17 protein-coding genes are annotated in these 16,571 nt (G+C 67.2%); all 17 read right to left on the bottom strand.

Translation table 11 applies throughout. From position 1 onward, the window contains the following. Positions 1–39 precede the first annotated feature (39 nt). Complete coding sequence (locus MJ122_RS17490) at positions 40–1,617, bottom strand: aldehyde dehydrogenase (NADP(+)) (RefSeq protein ID WP_239744949.1); 1,578 nt, start codon at positions 1,615–1,617, stop codon at positions 40–42. A gap of 365 nt (positions 1,618–1,982) precedes the next feature. Beyond that, a complete protein-coding gene (locus MJ122_RS17485; RefSeq protein ID WP_239744948.1) occupies positions 1,983–2,900 on the bottom strand; it encodes a dihydrodipicolinate synthase family protein in 918 nt (305 codons plus the stop codon). Positions 2,901–3,008: 108 nt separating this feature from the next. Then, positions 3,009–4,040, bottom strand: a complete 1,032-nt coding sequence (locus tag MJ122_RS17480; protein ID WP_239744945.1) for a proline racemase family protein — start codon at positions 4,038–4,040, stop codon at positions 3,009–3,011. An 87-nt stretch (positions 4,041–4,127) separates the two neighbouring features. Then, the gene (locus MJ122_RS17475; RefSeq protein ID WP_239744944.1) at positions 4,128–4,850 is read right to left on the bottom strand and encodes an amino acid ABC transporter ATP-binding protein; all 723 of its coding nucleotides are present in this window, start codon (positions 4,848–4,850) and stop codon (positions 4,128–4,130) included. Further along, positions 4,843–5,493, bottom strand: a complete 651-nt coding sequence (locus tag MJ122_RS17470; protein ID WP_088421345.1) for an amino acid ABC transporter permease — start codon at positions 5,491–5,493, stop codon at positions 4,843–4,845. Before MJ122_RS17470 ends, MJ122_RS17475 begins: the two co-directional genes overlap by 8 nt. Before the next feature lie 11 nt (positions 5,494–5,504). Then, positions 5,505–6,170 carry an amino acid ABC transporter permease gene (locus tag MJ122_RS17465; RefSeq protein WP_024764661.1) on the bottom strand — a complete coding sequence of 222 codons (666 nt, stop codon included), beginning with the start codon at positions 6,168–6,170 and terminating at the stop codon, positions 5,505–5,507. Continuing rightward, positions 6,170–7,936: an aconitase family protein gene (locus MJ122_RS17460; protein WP_239745369.1), complete on the bottom strand. Its 1,767-nt coding sequence runs from the start codon at positions 7,934–7,936 to the stop codon at positions 6,170–6,172. The genes MJ122_RS17465 and MJ122_RS17460 overlap by 1 nt, the downstream gene beginning before the upstream one ends. 22 nt (positions 7,937–7,958) lie before the next feature. Then, the gene (locus MJ122_RS17455) at positions 7,959–8,765 is read right to left on the bottom strand and encodes a transporter substrate-binding domain-containing protein (RefSeq protein WP_239744943.1); all 807 of its coding nucleotides are present in this window, start codon (positions 8,763–8,765) and stop codon (positions 7,959–7,961) included. Positions 8,766–9,160: 395 nt separating this feature from the next. Further along, positions 9,161–9,940, bottom strand: a complete 780-nt coding sequence (locus MJ122_RS17450; RefSeq protein ID WP_197698136.1) for an AraC family transcriptional regulator — start codon at positions 9,938–9,940, stop codon at positions 9,161–9,163. A gap of 160 nt (positions 9,941–10,100) precedes the next feature. Beyond that, the gene (locus MJ122_RS17445) at positions 10,101–11,348 is read right to left on the bottom strand and encodes an FAD/NAD(P)-binding oxidoreductase (protein ID WP_239744942.1); all 1,248 of its coding nucleotides are present in this window, start codon (positions 11,346–11,348) and stop codon (positions 10,101–10,103) included. Next, the gene (locus MJ122_RS17440) at positions 11,345–11,581 is read right to left on the bottom strand and encodes a 2Fe-2S iron-sulfur cluster-binding protein (protein ID WP_239744941.1); all 237 of its coding nucleotides are present in this window, start codon (positions 11,579–11,581) and stop codon (positions 11,345–11,347) included. The genes MJ122_RS17445 and MJ122_RS17440 overlap by 4 nt, the downstream gene beginning before the upstream one ends. Then, complete coding sequence (locus tag MJ122_RS17435; RefSeq protein ID WP_239744940.1) at positions 11,574–12,686, bottom strand: FAD-dependent oxidoreductase; 1,113 nt, start codon at positions 12,684–12,686, stop codon at positions 11,574–11,576. Before MJ122_RS17435 ends, MJ122_RS17440 begins: the two co-directional genes overlap by 8 nt. After that, positions 12,683–13,627: a 4-hydroxyproline epimerase gene (locus MJ122_RS17430; protein ID WP_239744939.1), complete on the bottom strand. Its 945-nt coding sequence runs from the start codon at positions 13,625–13,627 to the stop codon at positions 12,683–12,685. Before MJ122_RS17430 ends, MJ122_RS17435 begins: the two co-directional genes overlap by 4 nt. A gap of 112 nt (positions 13,628–13,739) precedes the next feature. Further along, on the bottom strand, positions 13,740–14,414 hold the full coding sequence (locus MJ122_RS17425) for a GntR family transcriptional regulator (protein ID WP_088421338.1): 675 nt from the start codon (positions 14,412–14,414) through the stop codon (positions 13,740–13,742). A gap of 128 nt (positions 14,415–14,542) precedes the next feature. Further along, a complete protein-coding gene (ispA, locus tag MJ122_RS17420) occupies positions 14,543–15,430 on the bottom strand; it encodes a (2E,6E)-farnesyl diphosphate synthase (protein ID WP_239744938.1) in 888 nt (295 codons plus the stop codon). Further along, a complete protein-coding gene (locus MJ122_RS17415; protein WP_081517239.1) occupies positions 15,427–15,672 on the bottom strand; it encodes an exodeoxyribonuclease VII small subunit in 246 nt (81 codons plus the stop codon). Before MJ122_RS17415 ends, ispA begins: the two co-directional genes overlap by 4 nt. Positions 15,673–15,800: 128 nt before the next feature. After that, entirely contained in the window at positions 15,801–16,430 is a 630-nt protein-coding gene (locus MJ122_RS17410) for an START domain-containing protein (protein WP_239744937.1), read from the bottom strand. Between the last annotated feature and the right edge of the window lie 141 nt (positions 16,431–16,571).

Here is a 16,571-nt window from a genome sequence, read left to right as displayed (position 1 = left end):
GGGACTGGCCGACAGTTCAATCCCGCGCCGACGAACCCTTCAGCGGATCACCGCGTTGCGCGTCGTCTCGCCGTCCACCAGCCGCGCGATACCCAGCGGGTTGGCGTCCTTCAGCGCTTCGGGCAGCAACGCATCCGGGTAGTTCTGGTAGCACACCGGGCGCAGGAAGCGGTCGATGGCCAGGCTGCCGACGGACGTGCCGCGCGCGTCGGAGGTCGCCGGATAGGGGCCGCCGTGAACCATGGCGTCGCAGACTTCCACGCCGGTCGGATAGCCGTTGATCAGCAGGCGACCGGCCTTGTGCTCCAGCACCGGCACCAGGGCGGCGAAGCGTGCGAGGTCGTCCGGTTCGGCGATCAGTGTGGCGGTGAGCTGGCCGTGCAGGCCGTCCAGCGCGCGGCGCAGTTCGGCGTCATCGGCCACTTCGACGACGATGGTGGTCGGACCGAAGACTTCTTCCTGCAGCAGTTCCTCGCCTTCCAGCAGCAGGCTGGCATTGGCCTGGAACAGTTGCGGGAACGCCTGCGCGCCTTCCTGCGGCTGCCCGGCGAGATGACGCAGGCCGGGGTGGGTGAGCAGCCTGCCGATGCCCTTCTCGTAGCTTTTCAGGGTGCCGGCGTTGAGCATGGTCTGCGCCGGGCGCTGGCCGATCTCGGCGATCAGGTGGGCGACGAACAGGCTGAAGGCCGGCGAAGCGATACCGATCACCAGGCCGGGGTTGGTGCAGAACTGGCCGCAACCCATCACCACCGAATCCACCAGTTCGCGGGCGATCTTTTCGCCGCGCGCTTCCAGGGCGGCTGGCAGCACGAGAACCGGGTTGATACTGCTCATCTCGGCGAAGACCGGGATCGGCTGCGGGCGCGCGGCGGCGAGATCGCACAGTGCGCGGCCGCCCTTGAGCGAGCCGGTGAAGCCGACCGCCTGGATCGCCGGGTGCTTGACCAGCGGCTCGCCGACGCCGGCGCCGTAGATCATATTGAACACGCCGGCAGGCATGCCGGTGGATTCGGCGGCGCGGATGATGGCTTCACCGACGAACTCGGCCGTGGCCATGTGGCCGCTGTGGGCCTTCACTACCACGGGGCAGCCAGCGGCGAGTGCGGCGGCGGTGTCGCCACCGGCGGTGGAGAAGGCCAGCGGGAAGTTGCTGGCGCCAAACACGGCCACCGGGCCGACACCGGTGCGGCACTGGCGCAGGTCCGGGCGTGGCAGCGGCTGGCGCTCGGGCAGGGCGCGGTCGATGCGCGCACCGAGGAAGTCGCCCCGGCGCAGGACCTTGGCGAACAGGCGCATCTGGTTCGCGGTGCGGCTGCGTTCGCCCTGGATGCGTGCGGCGGGCAGCGCGGTCTCGCGGCAGACGGTGGCGATGAAGTCGTCGCCGAGCGCTTCGAGTTCGCTGGCAATGGCGTCGAGGAACTGGGCGCGGCGCTCCGGCGACAGGGCGTTGTAGGCCGGGAAGGCGGCTTCGGCGGCGCGGGCGGCGGCGTCGACTTCGGCCTCGGTGGCCTGGAGGAATTCGCGGGGCAGGGCTTCGCCGGTGCTGGCGTCGAGGCTCTGCAGGCGGACAGTGCCGGCGCCGATGCGCTGGCCGGCGATGAAGTTGTGGGCGGTCATGGGCGGGCTCTCTGGTGCTGGATTTCGGTGCGGCGAAGAGCCCCTCTCCCCAGCCCTCTCCCTGAAGGGAGAGGGAGTGTCCGAGTGGCTCGGGCTGTCGTGCTCTCCTTCAGGAGTGGCATCAGGGGGAGTACGCGTTGCCTCTTCACGCCGAACCAGTCTCCCCCTGAAGAAAAGGGGATGTTCGAGCGGTTTGGGCTACGGTGCTCTCCTCACGCCTTGGTTGCAGGCAGAGCACGTTACTTCCCATCACGCCGAACCAGTCCCCTCTCCCTTCAGGGAGAGGGTCAGGGAGAGGGGCAGACTGACCGGAGGCGCAAGGCTCCCAGCCAGCACGAAGCGCTCTCATAGGTGCAATGACTGACTCAAAGCCCCACATCCGGCAGCTTCGGCCGGTTCGCCAGCGCCTTGGCCATGATGGTCTCCACGTGCTCGCGGTCGGCGCCCTGCAGCGCCAGGCGCGGCGGGCGGGTCAGAGCGGTGCCGCGGCCGGCGATCTCCTCGCACAGCTTGATGCACTGCACCAGGTCCGGGCGGGCGTCGAGGTGGAGGATCGGCATCAGCCATTCGTAGATCGGCATGGCCTCTTCATAACGGCCGGCCTTGCACAGGCGGAAGATGGTTTCGCCTTCCTGCGGGAAGACGTTGGACATGCCGGAAATCCAGCCCTCGGCACCCACTGCGATGCTTTCCAGCACGACGTCGTCGAGGCCGGCGAAGAGGATGAAGCGGTTGCCCACTTCATTGCGTACGTCGATGAAGCGGCGGGTGTCGCCGGAGCTGTCCTTGAAGCAGACGATGTTCTCGCAGTCGGCCAGGGAGATGAGGATGTCCGGGGTGACGTCGTTCTTGTAGATCGGCGGGTTGTTGTAGACCATCACCGGCAGGTCGGTGCTGGTGGCCACGCTGCGGAAGTGCGCGGCGGTCTCGTGGGGCTTCGAGGAGTAGACCAGCGCGGGCATCACCATGATGCCGTCGACGCCGACCTTCTGCACCGCCTTGGCCACTTGCGAGGCGCCATGGCTGGTGAACTCGGCGATGCCGCAGATCACCGGCACGCGGCCACCGGAGGCGTCCTTGGCAACCTCGGTGACGGCCATCTTCTCCTCGATGGACAGCGAGGTGTTCTCGCCCACGCTACCGCAGACCACCAGGCCCGACACGCCGTCGCGCACCAGGTTGGAGATCACCTGGTGGGTGGCTTCCAGGTTGACCGAGAAATCGTCGTTGAACTGGGTGGTGACCGCGGGGAACACGCCGCTCCAATTGACCTTCTTGCTCATGTTTCTCTCCAATTGTCGTATTTCGTATACGAAAGTTCCGGGGGGCTTCCCTGAAAATTCGTCGTAGGGTGCCGCTACGCGGCGAATCAGGGGTGAATTTGGGAAGCGTCAGTAACCGTTCGGCCAGGTGTCCGACAGCCGATAGCCTTCGGGCCAGGGGTCGGATGGGTCGAGCAGGTGCTGGTGGGTGCCGGTGATCCAGGCGCGGCCGGAAATGCACGGGTGGATCGCCGGTTTGCCGCCGACGCTGGTGAGGCCGTCGATGCGACAGTGGAACTTGGAATCGATGATCGAATGGCCGACGAAGCGCTCGCCGTCCTTCAGCTGGCCCTTGGCATGCAGCACCGCCATGCGCGCCGAGCAACCGGTGCCGCAGGGCGAACGATCGATCTTGCCGGGGCGGATGACCACCGCGTTGCGGCCGTGCAGTACGCCGTCGATGCGTTCCACCGGAGCGGTCAGCTGGCAGAAGGAGATGTGCGCCCAGTCGTGGTTTTCCGGGTGCCTGAAGCCCAGTTGCTGGTTCGCCGCCTGGGTGATCTTCAGGCCGGTGGCGACCAGGTCGGCGGCTTCCGAGGCATGCAGGGTGAAACCGAGGGCATGGGCATCGGCGAGCACGAAACTGTCGCCGCCGTAAGCGGTATCCACCTGCAGCGAACCGAGGCCTTCCACTTCGATCCAGGCGTCGAGCTGGTCGGCGAAGGAGGGCAGGTTGCGCACTTCCACGCGTTGCACCTTGCCGTCCTTGCAGTCGGCCACGGCTTCGATCAGGCCGCCTGGGGCTTCCAGGGTCAGGCGCGTCTGCGGTTCCTGCATCGGCAGGATGCCGCTGTCGAGCAGCACGGTGCTGACGCACAGCGAGTTGGAGCCGGACATGGGCGGCACATCGGCCGGTTCCATGATGATCCAGGCCATCTGCGCGCGCGGGTCCTTCGCCGGTACCAGCAGGTTCACATGGCGGAACACACCGCCGCGCGGCTCGTTGAGGACGAAGTTGCGCAGCACGTTGTCGCTGGCGATGAAGCGCGACTGTGCCCACACGGTGTCGCCTGGCGGCGGGGCGACGCCGCCGACTATGACGTCGCCGACCTCTCCTTCGGCGTGGCAACTGACCACGTGGATGATCTTGCTCGAACGCATGTCTGTCTCCTGGTTCTGTAGCAGCCCATTTCCCTCTCCCCAGCCCTCTCCCTTCAGGGAGAGGGTCAGGGAGAGGGGCTCTTGTCTCTAGTTCACCGACCTCAGGAACTCCGCCGTCTCCGCCCGCTGCGGGTTGCCGATCACCTGGTCCGGCGTGCCGATCTCGTGCACCAGCCCCTCGCGGAAGAACGCCACGCGGTCGGACACATCGCGCGCGAAGCGGATTTCGTGGGTCACCAGCACCATGGTCGTGCCCTCTTCGGCGAGCAGGCGCATGGTGTCGAGCACCTCGCCCACCAACTGCGGGTCGAGCGCCGAGGTCGCTTCGTCGAACAGCATGTAGTCCGGCGACATGGCCAGCGCGCGGGCAATCGCCATGCGCTGCTGCTGCCCGCCGGAGAGCTTCTGCGGGAACACCTTGAGCTTGTCGCCCAGGCCGACGTGCTTGAGCTGCTTCACCGCCATCGCCTCGGCCTCTTCCTTGGACAGGCCGAGCACCTTGCGCGGGGCGAGCATGACGTTCTCCAGCACGGTGAGGTGCGGGAAGGCGTTCCACTGCTGGAAGACGATGCCGATCTTCTGCCGCAGCTTGTTCAGGTCGGTGGTCCTGGCGTGGACCTCGATGCCGTCGACGCGGATCTTGCCGCGCTGGATCGGCTCCAGGCCGTTGATGCACATCAGCAGGGTGGACTTGCCCGAGCCCGAGCCGCCGATAATCGAGACCACTTCGCCCTTCTTCACGGTCAGGCTCACGCCCTTGACCACTTCCAGGTCGCCATAGGCTTTGTGCACGTTGTCGATTTCAATCATTTTCCTGCCACCTTTGTTCCAGCCGGGCACCGAGGCGCGCCACGACCCAACTCATGAGGTAATAGATGACCCCGGCGATGCACAGCACCAGCAGGGGTTCCTGGATGCGCGTGACGATGGTCTGCGAGGCGCGGAGCAGTTCGACGATGCCGATCCACATGACCAGCGCGGTGTCCTTCATCACCCCCAGCACCAGGTTCAGCCAGCCGGGGAAGGCCACCCGCGCCGCCAGTGGCAGCACGATGTAGCGCAGGTCCTGCCAGTAGGTCAGGCCCAGCGAGCGGCTGGCGCGGCGGATGTTCGGGCCGACGGCGAGGATGCCGCTGCGGATGATCTCGGTGCAGAACGCCGCCGCGTACACGCCCAGTACCAGGCAGCCGACGGTGAAGGCGCTCCAGTTCAGGCCGACGATGCTTTTCAGCGAGTTGAACAGCACGAACTGGATCAGCAGCGGCACGCTTCTGAAGATGTCGAGGAACCAGCCGACCGGCATCGTGGCGCGTGGCAAGGTGGCGCGCAGCCAGCCGAGCACGATGCCGGCGAGGGTGCCAATGAGCATCGCGCCGACGGTCAGCTTGACGGTGACCCAGGCCCCTTGCAGCAGGAACATCAGGTCGTTTGCGGTGAAGCTCGTGGAAAACATGCGTGCTTCTCCTAGTAGCGGAACAGTCGCCAGCTCAGCAGGCGGGCGACCACCACGATGACCTTGGCGATGAGGTAATAGAGCACCGCCGCCAGGGCGAAGTACTCGAAGGTGCGGAAGGTGCGCACGTTGAAGTCCTGGGTCACGCCGGTGAGGTCGTTGTTCAGGCCCACCACCACGCCCAGCGAGGTCATCAGTACCGCCCAGACCATCTGGTTCGTCAGCGGGTAATAGACGATGCGCAGCAGCTGCGGAACGATGATCATCCGGTACGCCTGGAAGGCGCTCATGCCCAGCGAGCGCGCGGCGCGCATCTGGGTATCCGGCACGGCCTTGAGGCCGCCGCGGAAGTTCTCCGCGAGGTAGCCGGCGTTGTTGAAGGTGATCCCCGCCAGCAGCGCCACCCAGGAGCTGACGTGCAGGCCGAAGGAACCCAGGCCGAAGTACAGGATGTAGATCTGGAACAGCGACGGGGTGTTGCGCGCGATGGACACCCAGGTGTCGGCGAAGCCCTTGAGCAACGGGTTCTTCATCTGCCGCATGACGGTCAGCAGCAGCGCGATGAGCACGCCGAGGATCATCGACAGCGCGGCCGTCTCCAGGGTCACCCAGGCGCCGCCTAGCATGTCCGGCAGGGCCTTGAACGCCGAGCGCCAGTGGAAGCTGTAGTTGAACATCAGCGCACCCCCTCGCTCAGCCAGCGCGGGACGCCACCGTCACCGCGCCCGCTGCAGGCGGCTTCGACACAGGCGGCGAGGCTGCCGAAATGCACCTGGCGCCCGGCCAGGCCCGGGCCGTAGTGGGCGTACTTCGCCGAGTTGGTCATCAGCGTGGTGCACTGCGGCGGGATCACCGGCTCGCCGATCATGCACCAGCAGGTGTCGTTGAGCAGCTGCGCGCCGAAGTCTTCCAGCACCTTCACGTCGCCGGCGGCGCGGGCCTTTTCCTGCACGGCGCGGCCCAGGGTGATGACCAGTGCGACGTCCGGATGCTTGCGGCGCCCGGCAACCAGTTTGGCCAGTTCCGCGCATTCGCTGGCGGAGAAATGCGGGTTGCCCAGGGACACCAGTTGCACGCCGGGTTCGCTGGCGTGGTCCAGCTCGCGCCAGGAGGCGATGAGGTCCGCCGGGGTGACGCGCAGGTGTTGCTGCGCTGTCTTGCCGCCCAGGGCGGTGCTGGTGTCCGGCGCTTCCGGCGTGACCCCGGCAATGTGGAACATCGGCGCGGCGGACGTGGTGGCAAAGGCCGCGCCGAAGGCTTTCAGCGCATCGCTGTCCGGCGCCAGCGGCTGCAGGCCGTCGACCACCGGGATGCGTGAGCCGCACAGCTCGCCGATGTGGTAGCCGAGCAGCGGAAAGATCGACTCGTCGTGCTCGGCCGGCAGCTCGACATCGATCCGCAGCGTGGCCAACCGGCCTTCGTCGCGGTGGCTGCCGACGTTCGGCGCGCGGCCGGTGAGGGCGATGCAGATGTCTAGGTAGTCCGGGTATTTCAGGGTTCGCGCGCCGAGCACGCTGTTGGCGTACACCACGGCGTTGGACTCGGCCCAGACCACCTGTTCGCCGAGGCTCGGCCTGCTGTCCAGCAGGTAGGGTGCGCAGGTGTAGCTCATCTGCGCGCCCATCTCCATGTAGGCGTCGCCCAGCGCGGCGGCAGGCTCGCCGAAGGCCTTGTCGACGCCCAGCTCGCGCCAGCGGCGATGGTCCACGGAGATGGAGTTGAGAGTGGTCGGCACCTTCACCTTGCCGCCCCAGTCCGCCAGCTGGCGGGCGAAACGCAGGCTCGCGGGGCCGGTATAGATGCAGCCATCGATGTGCGCCTGGGCGACATCGAGCAAATCCTTCGCGCCTTGCAGTGCGGCCATGCGCAGGACGATCTGCATGGCGGCCTGGGCGGCCTTGCCGTGCTTGCCATCGAGCAGCTCATGGTCTCCCGCGTTCAGCGCCAGGCCTTCCGGCAGCGGGCCGGCATCGCTGGCCATCACGCCCTGCCAGCCATCGGCAGGGCGCTGGGCCGTGAGTGTCACGGTATCGCCTTCGATGCGGGCCCAGCCGCCCGCGGACAACAGCTCGAAACCCTCGCGCCCCACGCACAGCACCGGGATGGAGCGGCCGAACAACGCCTGCGCCACCAGCACGCCGAGGGTGAGGATTTCATCCGGCTCGGCCAGCAGCAGCGCCGCCGGCGCGTGGCCGTTGAGCAGTATCTCCAGCATCACGCTGCTGCCGGTACAGGAGCCGCGTCCGCTGGGAATCGCCAGCACCCGGCCGGGCAGGAAGCTGCCGGAGAGCGGATGATGGCGGTCGATGATCTCGCCGCTGAACGGCTCGACGCCACCCCAGAAGCTCAGCCCGGTGTCGGCGGACAGTAGCGCCCCTTCGGCGCTACCCCCCATCAGGACCCGCCCTGTCAGGCGTGAGTCCTGCACCCTTGAAGCCTGCATCGAAGACATGTCGCACCCGCTGTCAGTAGTACACGTGGGGAACGGTGAGATCGACCGGGGTGCCGCCCACCCACTTCTCGTACAGCTCGGCGTAGCGGCCGGTGCGGACCTGCTGGTTGACGAAGAGGTTGAGGTAATGGATCAGGCCGTACTCGTTGCGTGCGGCGGCCAGCGACACATAGTCGATCACGTAGGGCGCGTTGCCGACGACCTTCAGGCCCTTGTACTTGCCGGACTTGAGGGTGGAAGCGGCGACGGTGTTGGTGACCACGGTGGCGTCGATGTGGCCCTGGACGACGGCCAGGATGGTGTCGTTCTGGCTCTGGTAGGCGCGGAAGGAGCCCTTTCCGCCCCATTTCTTCACGTCCTTCTCCAGCGCGATGGCTTCATAGGTGCCGCTGGTGTTGCCCACCGGGCGGTCCTTGATGTCTTCGTACTTGTTGATGCCGGTGTCTTCGCGGGTCAGCACCACCATCTGGAAGGCGAAGTAGGGGATGGTCATGGCGACCGTCTTGGCGCGCTCCAGGGTGTCGGAGGTGGAGGCGACGATCACGTCGGCGCGGCCGGAGACCAGCGCGGGGATACGATCCGGGAAGGGCGTCTCGACGACTTCGGCGGTAACACCCAACACCTTCGCCAGGTCGTTGCAGTAATCCACGTCGAAACCGACCGGGTTGTTCTGCGCATCGCGCGAGCCCATGGGCGGGAAGTCCAGGGTCACGGCGCAGCGCAGCTTGCCGGATTCGATGATGTCGTCGAGCTTGTCGGCCTGGGCTTGGCTGGCAAGGAACACAGCGGTGAGGGCTAAAGCAATTCGGCTGAATTTCATGGGGGCCTCTCTGAGTCAGTGTTGTGCAGCGATTTTTGTATTATGGATTTCGTATACGATATTTTCATGAGCAAGGCATGTGCCAGAAATAACCTGGGCATGACCAATCAGTCGCGAGGCCCGCTGTTGTGGGGATGGGGACTACAGGGCGTTCCGAACTGCCTGTAGCCATGTTCCGGACGCTGTTACCAAATGAAGCAGGACGGCGTTTCGCTGCCCCGAATGGGAGCACTTGGCGGGGATGGGCGCAAAAAGCGGCACGCTTTATCCGCCGGTTACGTATTCGTGCCTCGGCTAATGGCGGAAAACGCCGTGTGGAGAGGGTTAGGGCGAGGGGATCTGGCAGGAGAGGCGGATGCGCCCGGCTCATGCCGGCGTTCGCGTCCAGGGGCTTGTCAGTTGGGCGCGGATTGCGACTCGCGGTACTGCGTCGGGGACAGCCCGGTGAGTGCGCGGAACTGCCGGCTGAAGGCGCTGTGGTCGGTGTAGCCGCAGCGCAGGGCGATCTCGGTGATCGGCAGGTCTTCGCCGAGCAGACGGGTGGCCGCGCCCAGGCGCGCCTTGTGGATCATCTGCCGTGGGGTGAGCTGGAAGATGCGCTTGCAGTGGCGTTCCAGCTGGGCGACGGACAACCCGGCCAGCTCGGTCAGCTCGGCGAGATTGATCGGCTTGTCGAAGTGCTCGCGGATGTAGGCGTCCACCGTCGCCAGGCGCTGGTACGCCGGATGCGTGGACTGTGCCGCCTGCAGGTCGCTGGAAATGCCCGCCATGCCGATGACGTTACCTTCCGCATCACGCAATGCCAGCTTGTGGGTCAGGCACCAGCCCGGCTGGCGGCCTGGGTAGAGGTGCAGCTCCAGCTGGTCGCTGAGCTGCCCGCCGGTCTCCAGCACGCGGCGGTCCTGCTCGGTGTAGACCGGGCCGAAGCGCGAGGGGAAGACCTCCTCGGCCGTGCGCCCGAGCAACTCGCGGGCATCCTTCACGCCGCAGCGCCGCGCCAGGGTCTGGTTGACCAATACGTAGCGCGCCGCGGTGTCCTTGATGAAGAACACCACGCCGGGCATGGCATCGAGCAGCGGGGCTATCTGCCGGAAAGTCTGCAGCAGGCTGTCCAGGTCGCGGGCGCCCTGGGGGATCAGGTCGTGCATCGGGAAGCGGGTCGGCTGTCGGAACATGGCGGAAGGTACGCTGCAAAGTGGCGAGATGGTCGGGCGCTGTCAACTCGTAGGGCGGATAAAGCGGAACGCTTTATCCGCCGTCGCTGCTCTTTCGCGGCGGAGGATGGCGGATAACGCCAGAGGCGTTATGCGCCCTACGGGGTGACGTGGCTGGAATTCAGTCTTCGGCGAGCTGCAGCAGGGTTTCCACCCGTGCCGGGCTGAAAGGCGGGCGCGGCGTTGGCGGTTGCCAGCCGAACAGCTGTTTCGCCGCCGCGCCACATACGCGGCCCTGGCAGGCGCCCATGCCACAGCGGCTGGCGAGCTTGGCGGCAGCCCAGTCGGGTTTGCCGGCCAGCGCCGAGTAGGGCACGTCTTCGCAGCGGCAGACCAGGGTGTCCGGTTGTGCCAGCTGGTTCAGGCGCGGGTCGAGGGCGAAGTCGCACTTGAGTGCCTTGGCGAAGCCTTGCCATCGCTGGCGCTGCGACCAGAGTTCGCGGGCGCGGTCGTGCTCGCCCACGGCGGCATGGCCGGCGATGCGGCCTTCCACCAGGGCTTTCTCCGAGCCACCGAAGCCGGTGCATTCGCCCGCGGCGTAGATACCGTCGCGGCTGCTTGCCTGCCAGGCGTCTACGCGGATCGCACCGTCGTCCAGCGCGCAACCCAGTGCCTGGCCGAGCTGCACGTTGGGGATCAGACCGAAGCCGCAAGCCAGCCGGTCACAGGCGATTTCCTTCAGTTTGCCGCCCTGGCTGATTCGCACGCCTTCCAGGTGATCGGTCCCCAGCGCGGCGACTACATGGCTGTCGGCACGGTAGGCCGGGTCGTACAGGCTGAACGACTGCAACAGCTTGTTCGGCCAGCGCGGCAGCTTCAGGGCGAAACGTGCAACCGCCCGCCAGGATGCCTGCTCGGCAATGCGCAGGATTTTCGCGCCGTTGGCGCGGGCGGTGGCAGCGCTGGCGAGCAGGAGTGGGCCGCTGCCGGCGATCACCACGTGCTGCCCATCCACTGGCATGCCGCCTTTGACTAGCGCCTGCAGGCCGCCCGCGCCAGTGACGCCGGGCAGCGTCCAGCCGGGGAAGGGCAGCAGCAGCTCGCGGGCGCCGGTGCAGAGGATCAGCTTGCGGTAGTCCAGCCGCCAGCCGCGCTCGAAGTCTTCCAGCAGCAGGCTGCGCTCGCCGGCCAAGGCCACCACGCGCGTGCCGCTGTGAATCTTGATATTGGCGCAGGCGGCAACCTGCTCGCGCAGCTCGATGGCCGCACTCGGCAGGTGTGCCTTGGGGCCGTCGCGCCAGATCTGCCCGCCCGGCAGCGGGTTGTCGTCGAGGATGACGATGCTCGCGCCGCTGGGGGCGGCGGCGAGAGCGGCGGACAGGCCCGCCGGCCCGGCGCCGATGATGACGATATCGGCAATCATGCTCATGGACGCGTCTCCACCTGCATGCCGTCACGGCACAGGGTCTGGCAGGCCAGGCGGCGCTGGCCGTCGATGGTCACCCGGCATTCCTGGCAGACGCCCATGCCGCACAGCGGCGCGCGACGCTGGCCGCTGACCGAGGTGCGCGTGGTGCCGTCACCGCCGAGAGCCAGCGCGGCGGCGACCGTGGTGCCGGCGGCGACGCGCAGCGGGCGGCCATCGAGGATCAGCTCAGGCATGGGCGTTGGCTCCGAGGAATCGGTTCGGGGAATAGGGTTCGGCCACCAATGGCAGCGGCTCATCGCACAGCTGCGCGGCGAGCAGGTCGGCGGTGCCCGGCGCAGTGGTCACACCCAGGCCCTCGTGGCCGACCGCCAACCACAGGCCGGGGCGCTGCGGGTGTTCGCCCACCAGCGGCATGCCGTCCGGACTGGCGGCGCGAAAACCGGCCCAACTGCGGATCACGTTGAGCTTGGCGAGGCCCGGCATGTAGTCCACGGCGCGGCGCAGCATCTTCGCCAGCATCCAGCCTTCCACTTGCGGGTCGGTGGTGCCGAACTGTCGCGAGGCGCCGATGAACAGCTGCCCGGTCGGGCGCGGCTGGATATTGCAGGCCACCGAGGGGCCGCTGGCGTTGTGTGCGCTGGTCACGTAGCCGAGCTCGACCAGGGTGCGGCGCACCTTGCCGGGGTAGCGGTCGGTGATCAGCAGATGACCCTTCTTCGGCTCGATGGGCAGGTCGGCGCAGAGCTGCGTGGCCTGGATGCCATTGGCCAGGACGATGGCCTTGGCGCTCAGCCACTGGCCGCCTTCCAGACGCACGCGGGGCTCATCGATTTCCACGACTTTTGCCTGGCGCTGGCGGATCGGTTTGCGGGCCGATTCCAGCAACCAGGCGGCGGCGCGCGGTGCGTAGAGGATGCCGTCGCCGGTGATTTCCAACCCGCCGTGCAGGTCATTGCGCAACTCGGGTTCTTCGCGCAGCAGCTCCGCAGCGTTGAGCAGCTTCGAGGCGACACCGTGCTCGCGCAGCACGGCGAACTTGCGCTCGGCTTCAGCCATTTCTTCGGCATTGGCGGCCAGCCACATCGTGCCGTTGCTGCGGTAGGCGCACTCGGCGGGCATGTCGTGGCCCCATTCGCGCCAGCGCTGCAGGGAGTAGTCGCTCAGCGCCAGTTCGGCGGCGTTGTCGTCGAGCACCAGCAGGTGGCCCATGCCGACGGCAGTGGCGCCGGGCAGGCGCGCGTCCAGCACCAGCACGTCCAGCCCGCGACGGGCGAGGGCGTGGGCGCAGGCGGCACCGACTATGCCGGCGCCGATGACGATGATGTCGGCATCGCTCACGAACGAATGCCCCAGGCGAACGGGTCGTCCTCTTCCAGCAGCAGGGTGGCTTCGGCGCTGATGTTGGCGCGGCCTCGAATGGTCGGGATGATGCGCCCCTCGGCCGGCTCGCCGATCCACTCGAAGCGGCCCTCGAACTGGCTGCCGATCACGCTGGCCTGGCGCCAGCTGTCGCCGGCGGCGAGCTTGCCGTCGGCCGCCAGGCACGCCAGCTTGGCGCTGGTGCCGGTGCCGCAGGGCGAGCGGTCGTAGGCCTTGCCGGGGCAGAGCACGTAGTTGCGGCTGTCCGCGTCGGGATCGTCGGCGAACAGTTCGATGTGGTCGATCAGCCCGCCGTCCTCGCCACGGATGCCCTGGTCTTCCAGCGCTTTCTGAACGGCGACTGTGTAGGCGGTCAGCTCGTCCAGGTTGTCACCGGCGACGCGCAGGCCGTGATCGGCAATCAGGAAGAACCAGTTGCCGCCCCAGGCGATGTCGCCGTGCACCCGGCCATGGCCGGGCACGTCGACAGGCACCTGTTTGCGGTAGCGATAGGAGGGGACGTTGCGCACGCTCACCGAGCGGTCGTCGTGCAGGGTTGCTTCGACGGTGCCCACCGGCGTCTCGATCTTGTGCGTTCCCGGGCCGATGCGGCCCAGGTGCGCCAGCGAGACCACCAGGCCGATGGTGCCGTGGCCGCACATGCCCAGGTAGCCGGTGTTGTTGAAGAAGATCACCCCGGCACAGGCGCTCGGGTCCACCGGCTCGCAGAGCAGCGCGCCGACCAGCACGTCGCTGCCGCGTGGTTCCAGCACGGTCGCGGCGCGCCAGCTGTCGTGCTGCTCGGCCAGCAGCGCGCGACGTTCGGCCATGCTGCCCTTGCCCAGATCGGGAAAGCCGTCGAGCACCAGGCGCGTGGGTTCGCCGCCGGTGTGGGAATCGAGAACCTGGATGCGTTTCATGCTGCCCCCTGGGGTGTCTTGTCGTTGACCCTAGGGTGGCGCGGGGCGGGGATTGGAGCTTGAGGGTTTTCCGCCGGGCCGATGATGAAATCGGCACAGCGGATAATTTTGCTCAGCTCGGCGTGGGGCGATTCGGCAGGTGCTCGTAGAGCGTGCGGCAGACACCGTTGATATGTTCTTCCAGCAAGCGCGCGGCCAGCTCGCCATCGCCGGCGCGGCAGGCGTCGAGGATGTCGTGGTGCTCGTGGTCCGCGCGTTCCTTGCCCGAGGACAGGCTCATCTGCATGCGCAGGTAACGCTCCAGCTTATCGTGGATCGAACGGATCAGGCCGACCAGATAGGGACGCTGCGCCGGCTCGTAGAGGCAGGCATGCAGTTCCCAGTTCAGTTCGGCCCAGCGCCCGACATCGTCTTCGCCGACGAACTCGGCACAGATGCGCTCGGCGCGCTCGAAGGTCTCGGCGGTCATGTTCGGCACCGCGAGGCGGATAGCCTGGGCTTCGAGCACGACCCGCACCTCGAACATCTGCGCCAGTTCCGGCTCGGAGATCTTCGTCACCAACGCGCCCTTGTTGCGCTGGAACTCCACCAGGCCCTCGGCTTCCAGGCGCTTGAGCGCCTCGCGCACGGGGATCTTGCTGACGTTGAAGATCTGCGCGATGTCGTCCTGGCGGATCGGCTCGTTTTCCGCCATCTGGCCGGAGATGATCGCCTCGCGCAGGTGCTTGGCGATGGTCTCCGAAGCGGAGGGGACGATACCCAGGTTGGGAGCGTTGCGTAGCGGCACGATGCAGTCCGGTCAGGTGGTCATTGTCGGATATGGTATACGAAATCCCGATGATTCAGTGAAGCACCAGCGAACGGTCGTCGCAATGGCGCCTCAGGTGATGCACACGCAATGCGCGTGCCGGGAAATCAGTTGCGGCGTTCGACGATGTACCGGGCGAGGGCGCGCAGCGGCTCGGCGCTGTCGCCGAAACCTTCCAGCGCAGCCAGTGCCTGGTCGCGCAGCGCCAGGGCATAGGCCTTGGCGGCGTCGAGGCCGAGCAGGGCGGGGTAGGTCGGCTTGTCGTGCGCCTGGTCCTTGCCCTGGGTCTTGCCGAGGGTGACGGTGTCGCTTTCCACGTCGAGGATGTCGTCCTGAACCTGGAACGCCAGGCCCACGGCCTCGGCATAGCGGCGCAGTGCTTCCAGCGCATCGGCGTTGGCGCGGCCGCTGGCCAGGGCACCCAGCTGAACGCTGGCTTCGATCAGCGCGCCGGTCTTGTGCCGGTGCATGGTTTCCAGCGCGGCCTGGTCGATCTTGCGGCCCACGGATTCCAGGTCGATCGCCTGCCCGCCGACCATCCCGGAAGAACCGGCGGCACGGGTGAGGATCATCAGCATGTCCAGACGGGTCTGGGCATCCTGCGGATTGAGCTGCGCGTTACCGATCACCTCGAATGCCAGCGCCTGCAGGCCGTCACCGGCGAGAATCGCGCAGGCTTCGTCGTAGGCGATGTGGGTGGTCGGCTGGCCGCGACGCAGATCGTCGTCGTCCATGGCCGGCAGGTCGTCGTGCACCAGGGAATAGGCGTGGATCAGCTCCACCGCGCAGGCCGCGCCATCGGCGCGTTCGGCCTCGCCACCCAGGGCTTCGCAGGCCGCGTAGGCCAGCAACGGACGCACGCGCTTGCCACCATTGACCACGCTGTAGCGCATGGCGGCATAGATGCGGGTGAGCTCTTCACGGGGGGCGACGAAGAGTTTTTCCAGCGCAGCATCGACACGCGCCTGACAGCGCGCCTGGTAGGCCGAGATCATGCGTCGTCGCCTTCCGGATCGAAGGGCGCTTCGCTCAGCTCGCCGTCGCGTTCCAGCAGGATCTGCACCTTCTGCTCCGCCTGGGTCAGCGCCGCCTGGCAGTCGCGGGTCAGGCGGATGCCCTGCTCGAAGGCGCCCAGCGAGTCCTCCAGCGACAGCTCGCCGCTTTCCAGACGCTCCACCAGCGTTTGCAGCTCGGCGAGGGACTGTTCGAAGTCGAGGGAAGCTTTCTTGCGGGCCATGCGGACATCTCGGCGGGGGTATTCGGAAACCTCGCGACACTAGCAGAGACGGGCTTTGCGGGCAAATCTTCGGCCATCTGGCGGGTGTCCGGGCAAGCGCTGCAGTCGGCGCCTTCCGGCCGGCTGCCCTAGTAGCCGCCGTCGCGGACGCCCTGGTGCTCCGCCACCACTTTCAGCATGCGCAGCGACTCGAACGGCGCATCCACCACGAACTGGTTCGCCAGCCAGGACGGCACGCTGCCGCCCGGCTCGCCGCGCATCTCGTAGGTGACTTCGGTGAGCCTCGGGCCCTTGGGGACCATCTGCCAGGTGCCGGAGACGCTGGGCACGCGGATACGGTCCTTCACCGGTGGGATGTAGTCCGGCGCGGCCTGCAGGTGGCGGATCATGCCGCCGTCGGGGGTTTCCTCGGTGCTCACCTTCAGCACCAGGTCGCGCGGGGCGGCGGGCCAGGGCAGCTGGGTATCGAGATAGACCCAGATGGCTTCGTCGCTGTACTTGAGCAGGCGCATCTGCGCGCAGGCATAGAGCCAGGCGCAGGAGACGCGCAGGTTCTCCTGCAGGTGGGCCAGGGTGGCGACGTCGGACTTGACCAGCGTCACGCCGCGGAAACTCTTGTACCGCGAGCCGGGCACTTCGCTGAGGTAGACGCGCACGCCGTCCTCGTCCTTGGCGAGCTTCCAGTCCGCCGCTTGCGCGTGGGCAAGCGCAGGCGTTGTCAGCACCAAGGCGAGCAGGAGGAGCGACGGGCATTTCATGGCGAGGGTCCGGCGGAGGAATAGTCCGATCTTATGCCTGGCCCGTGACAGCGGCGCATTGGCCGGCGAGCGGTCTGGCGGGATGCTTGGCGGGGATGGAGCAGCCGGTCAGCCATGCCCTGACACGGGCGCCTGAAAGGG

The organism is Pseudomonas sp. DP-17, from assembly GCF_022380625.1.
GTDB lineage: Bacteria > Pseudomonadota > Gammaproteobacteria > Pseudomonadales > Pseudomonadaceae > Pseudomonas > Pseudomonas nitroreducens_A.
Note: the sequence above shows the minus strand (reverse complement) of the source record. Positions and strands in the feature narration are given on the sequence as shown.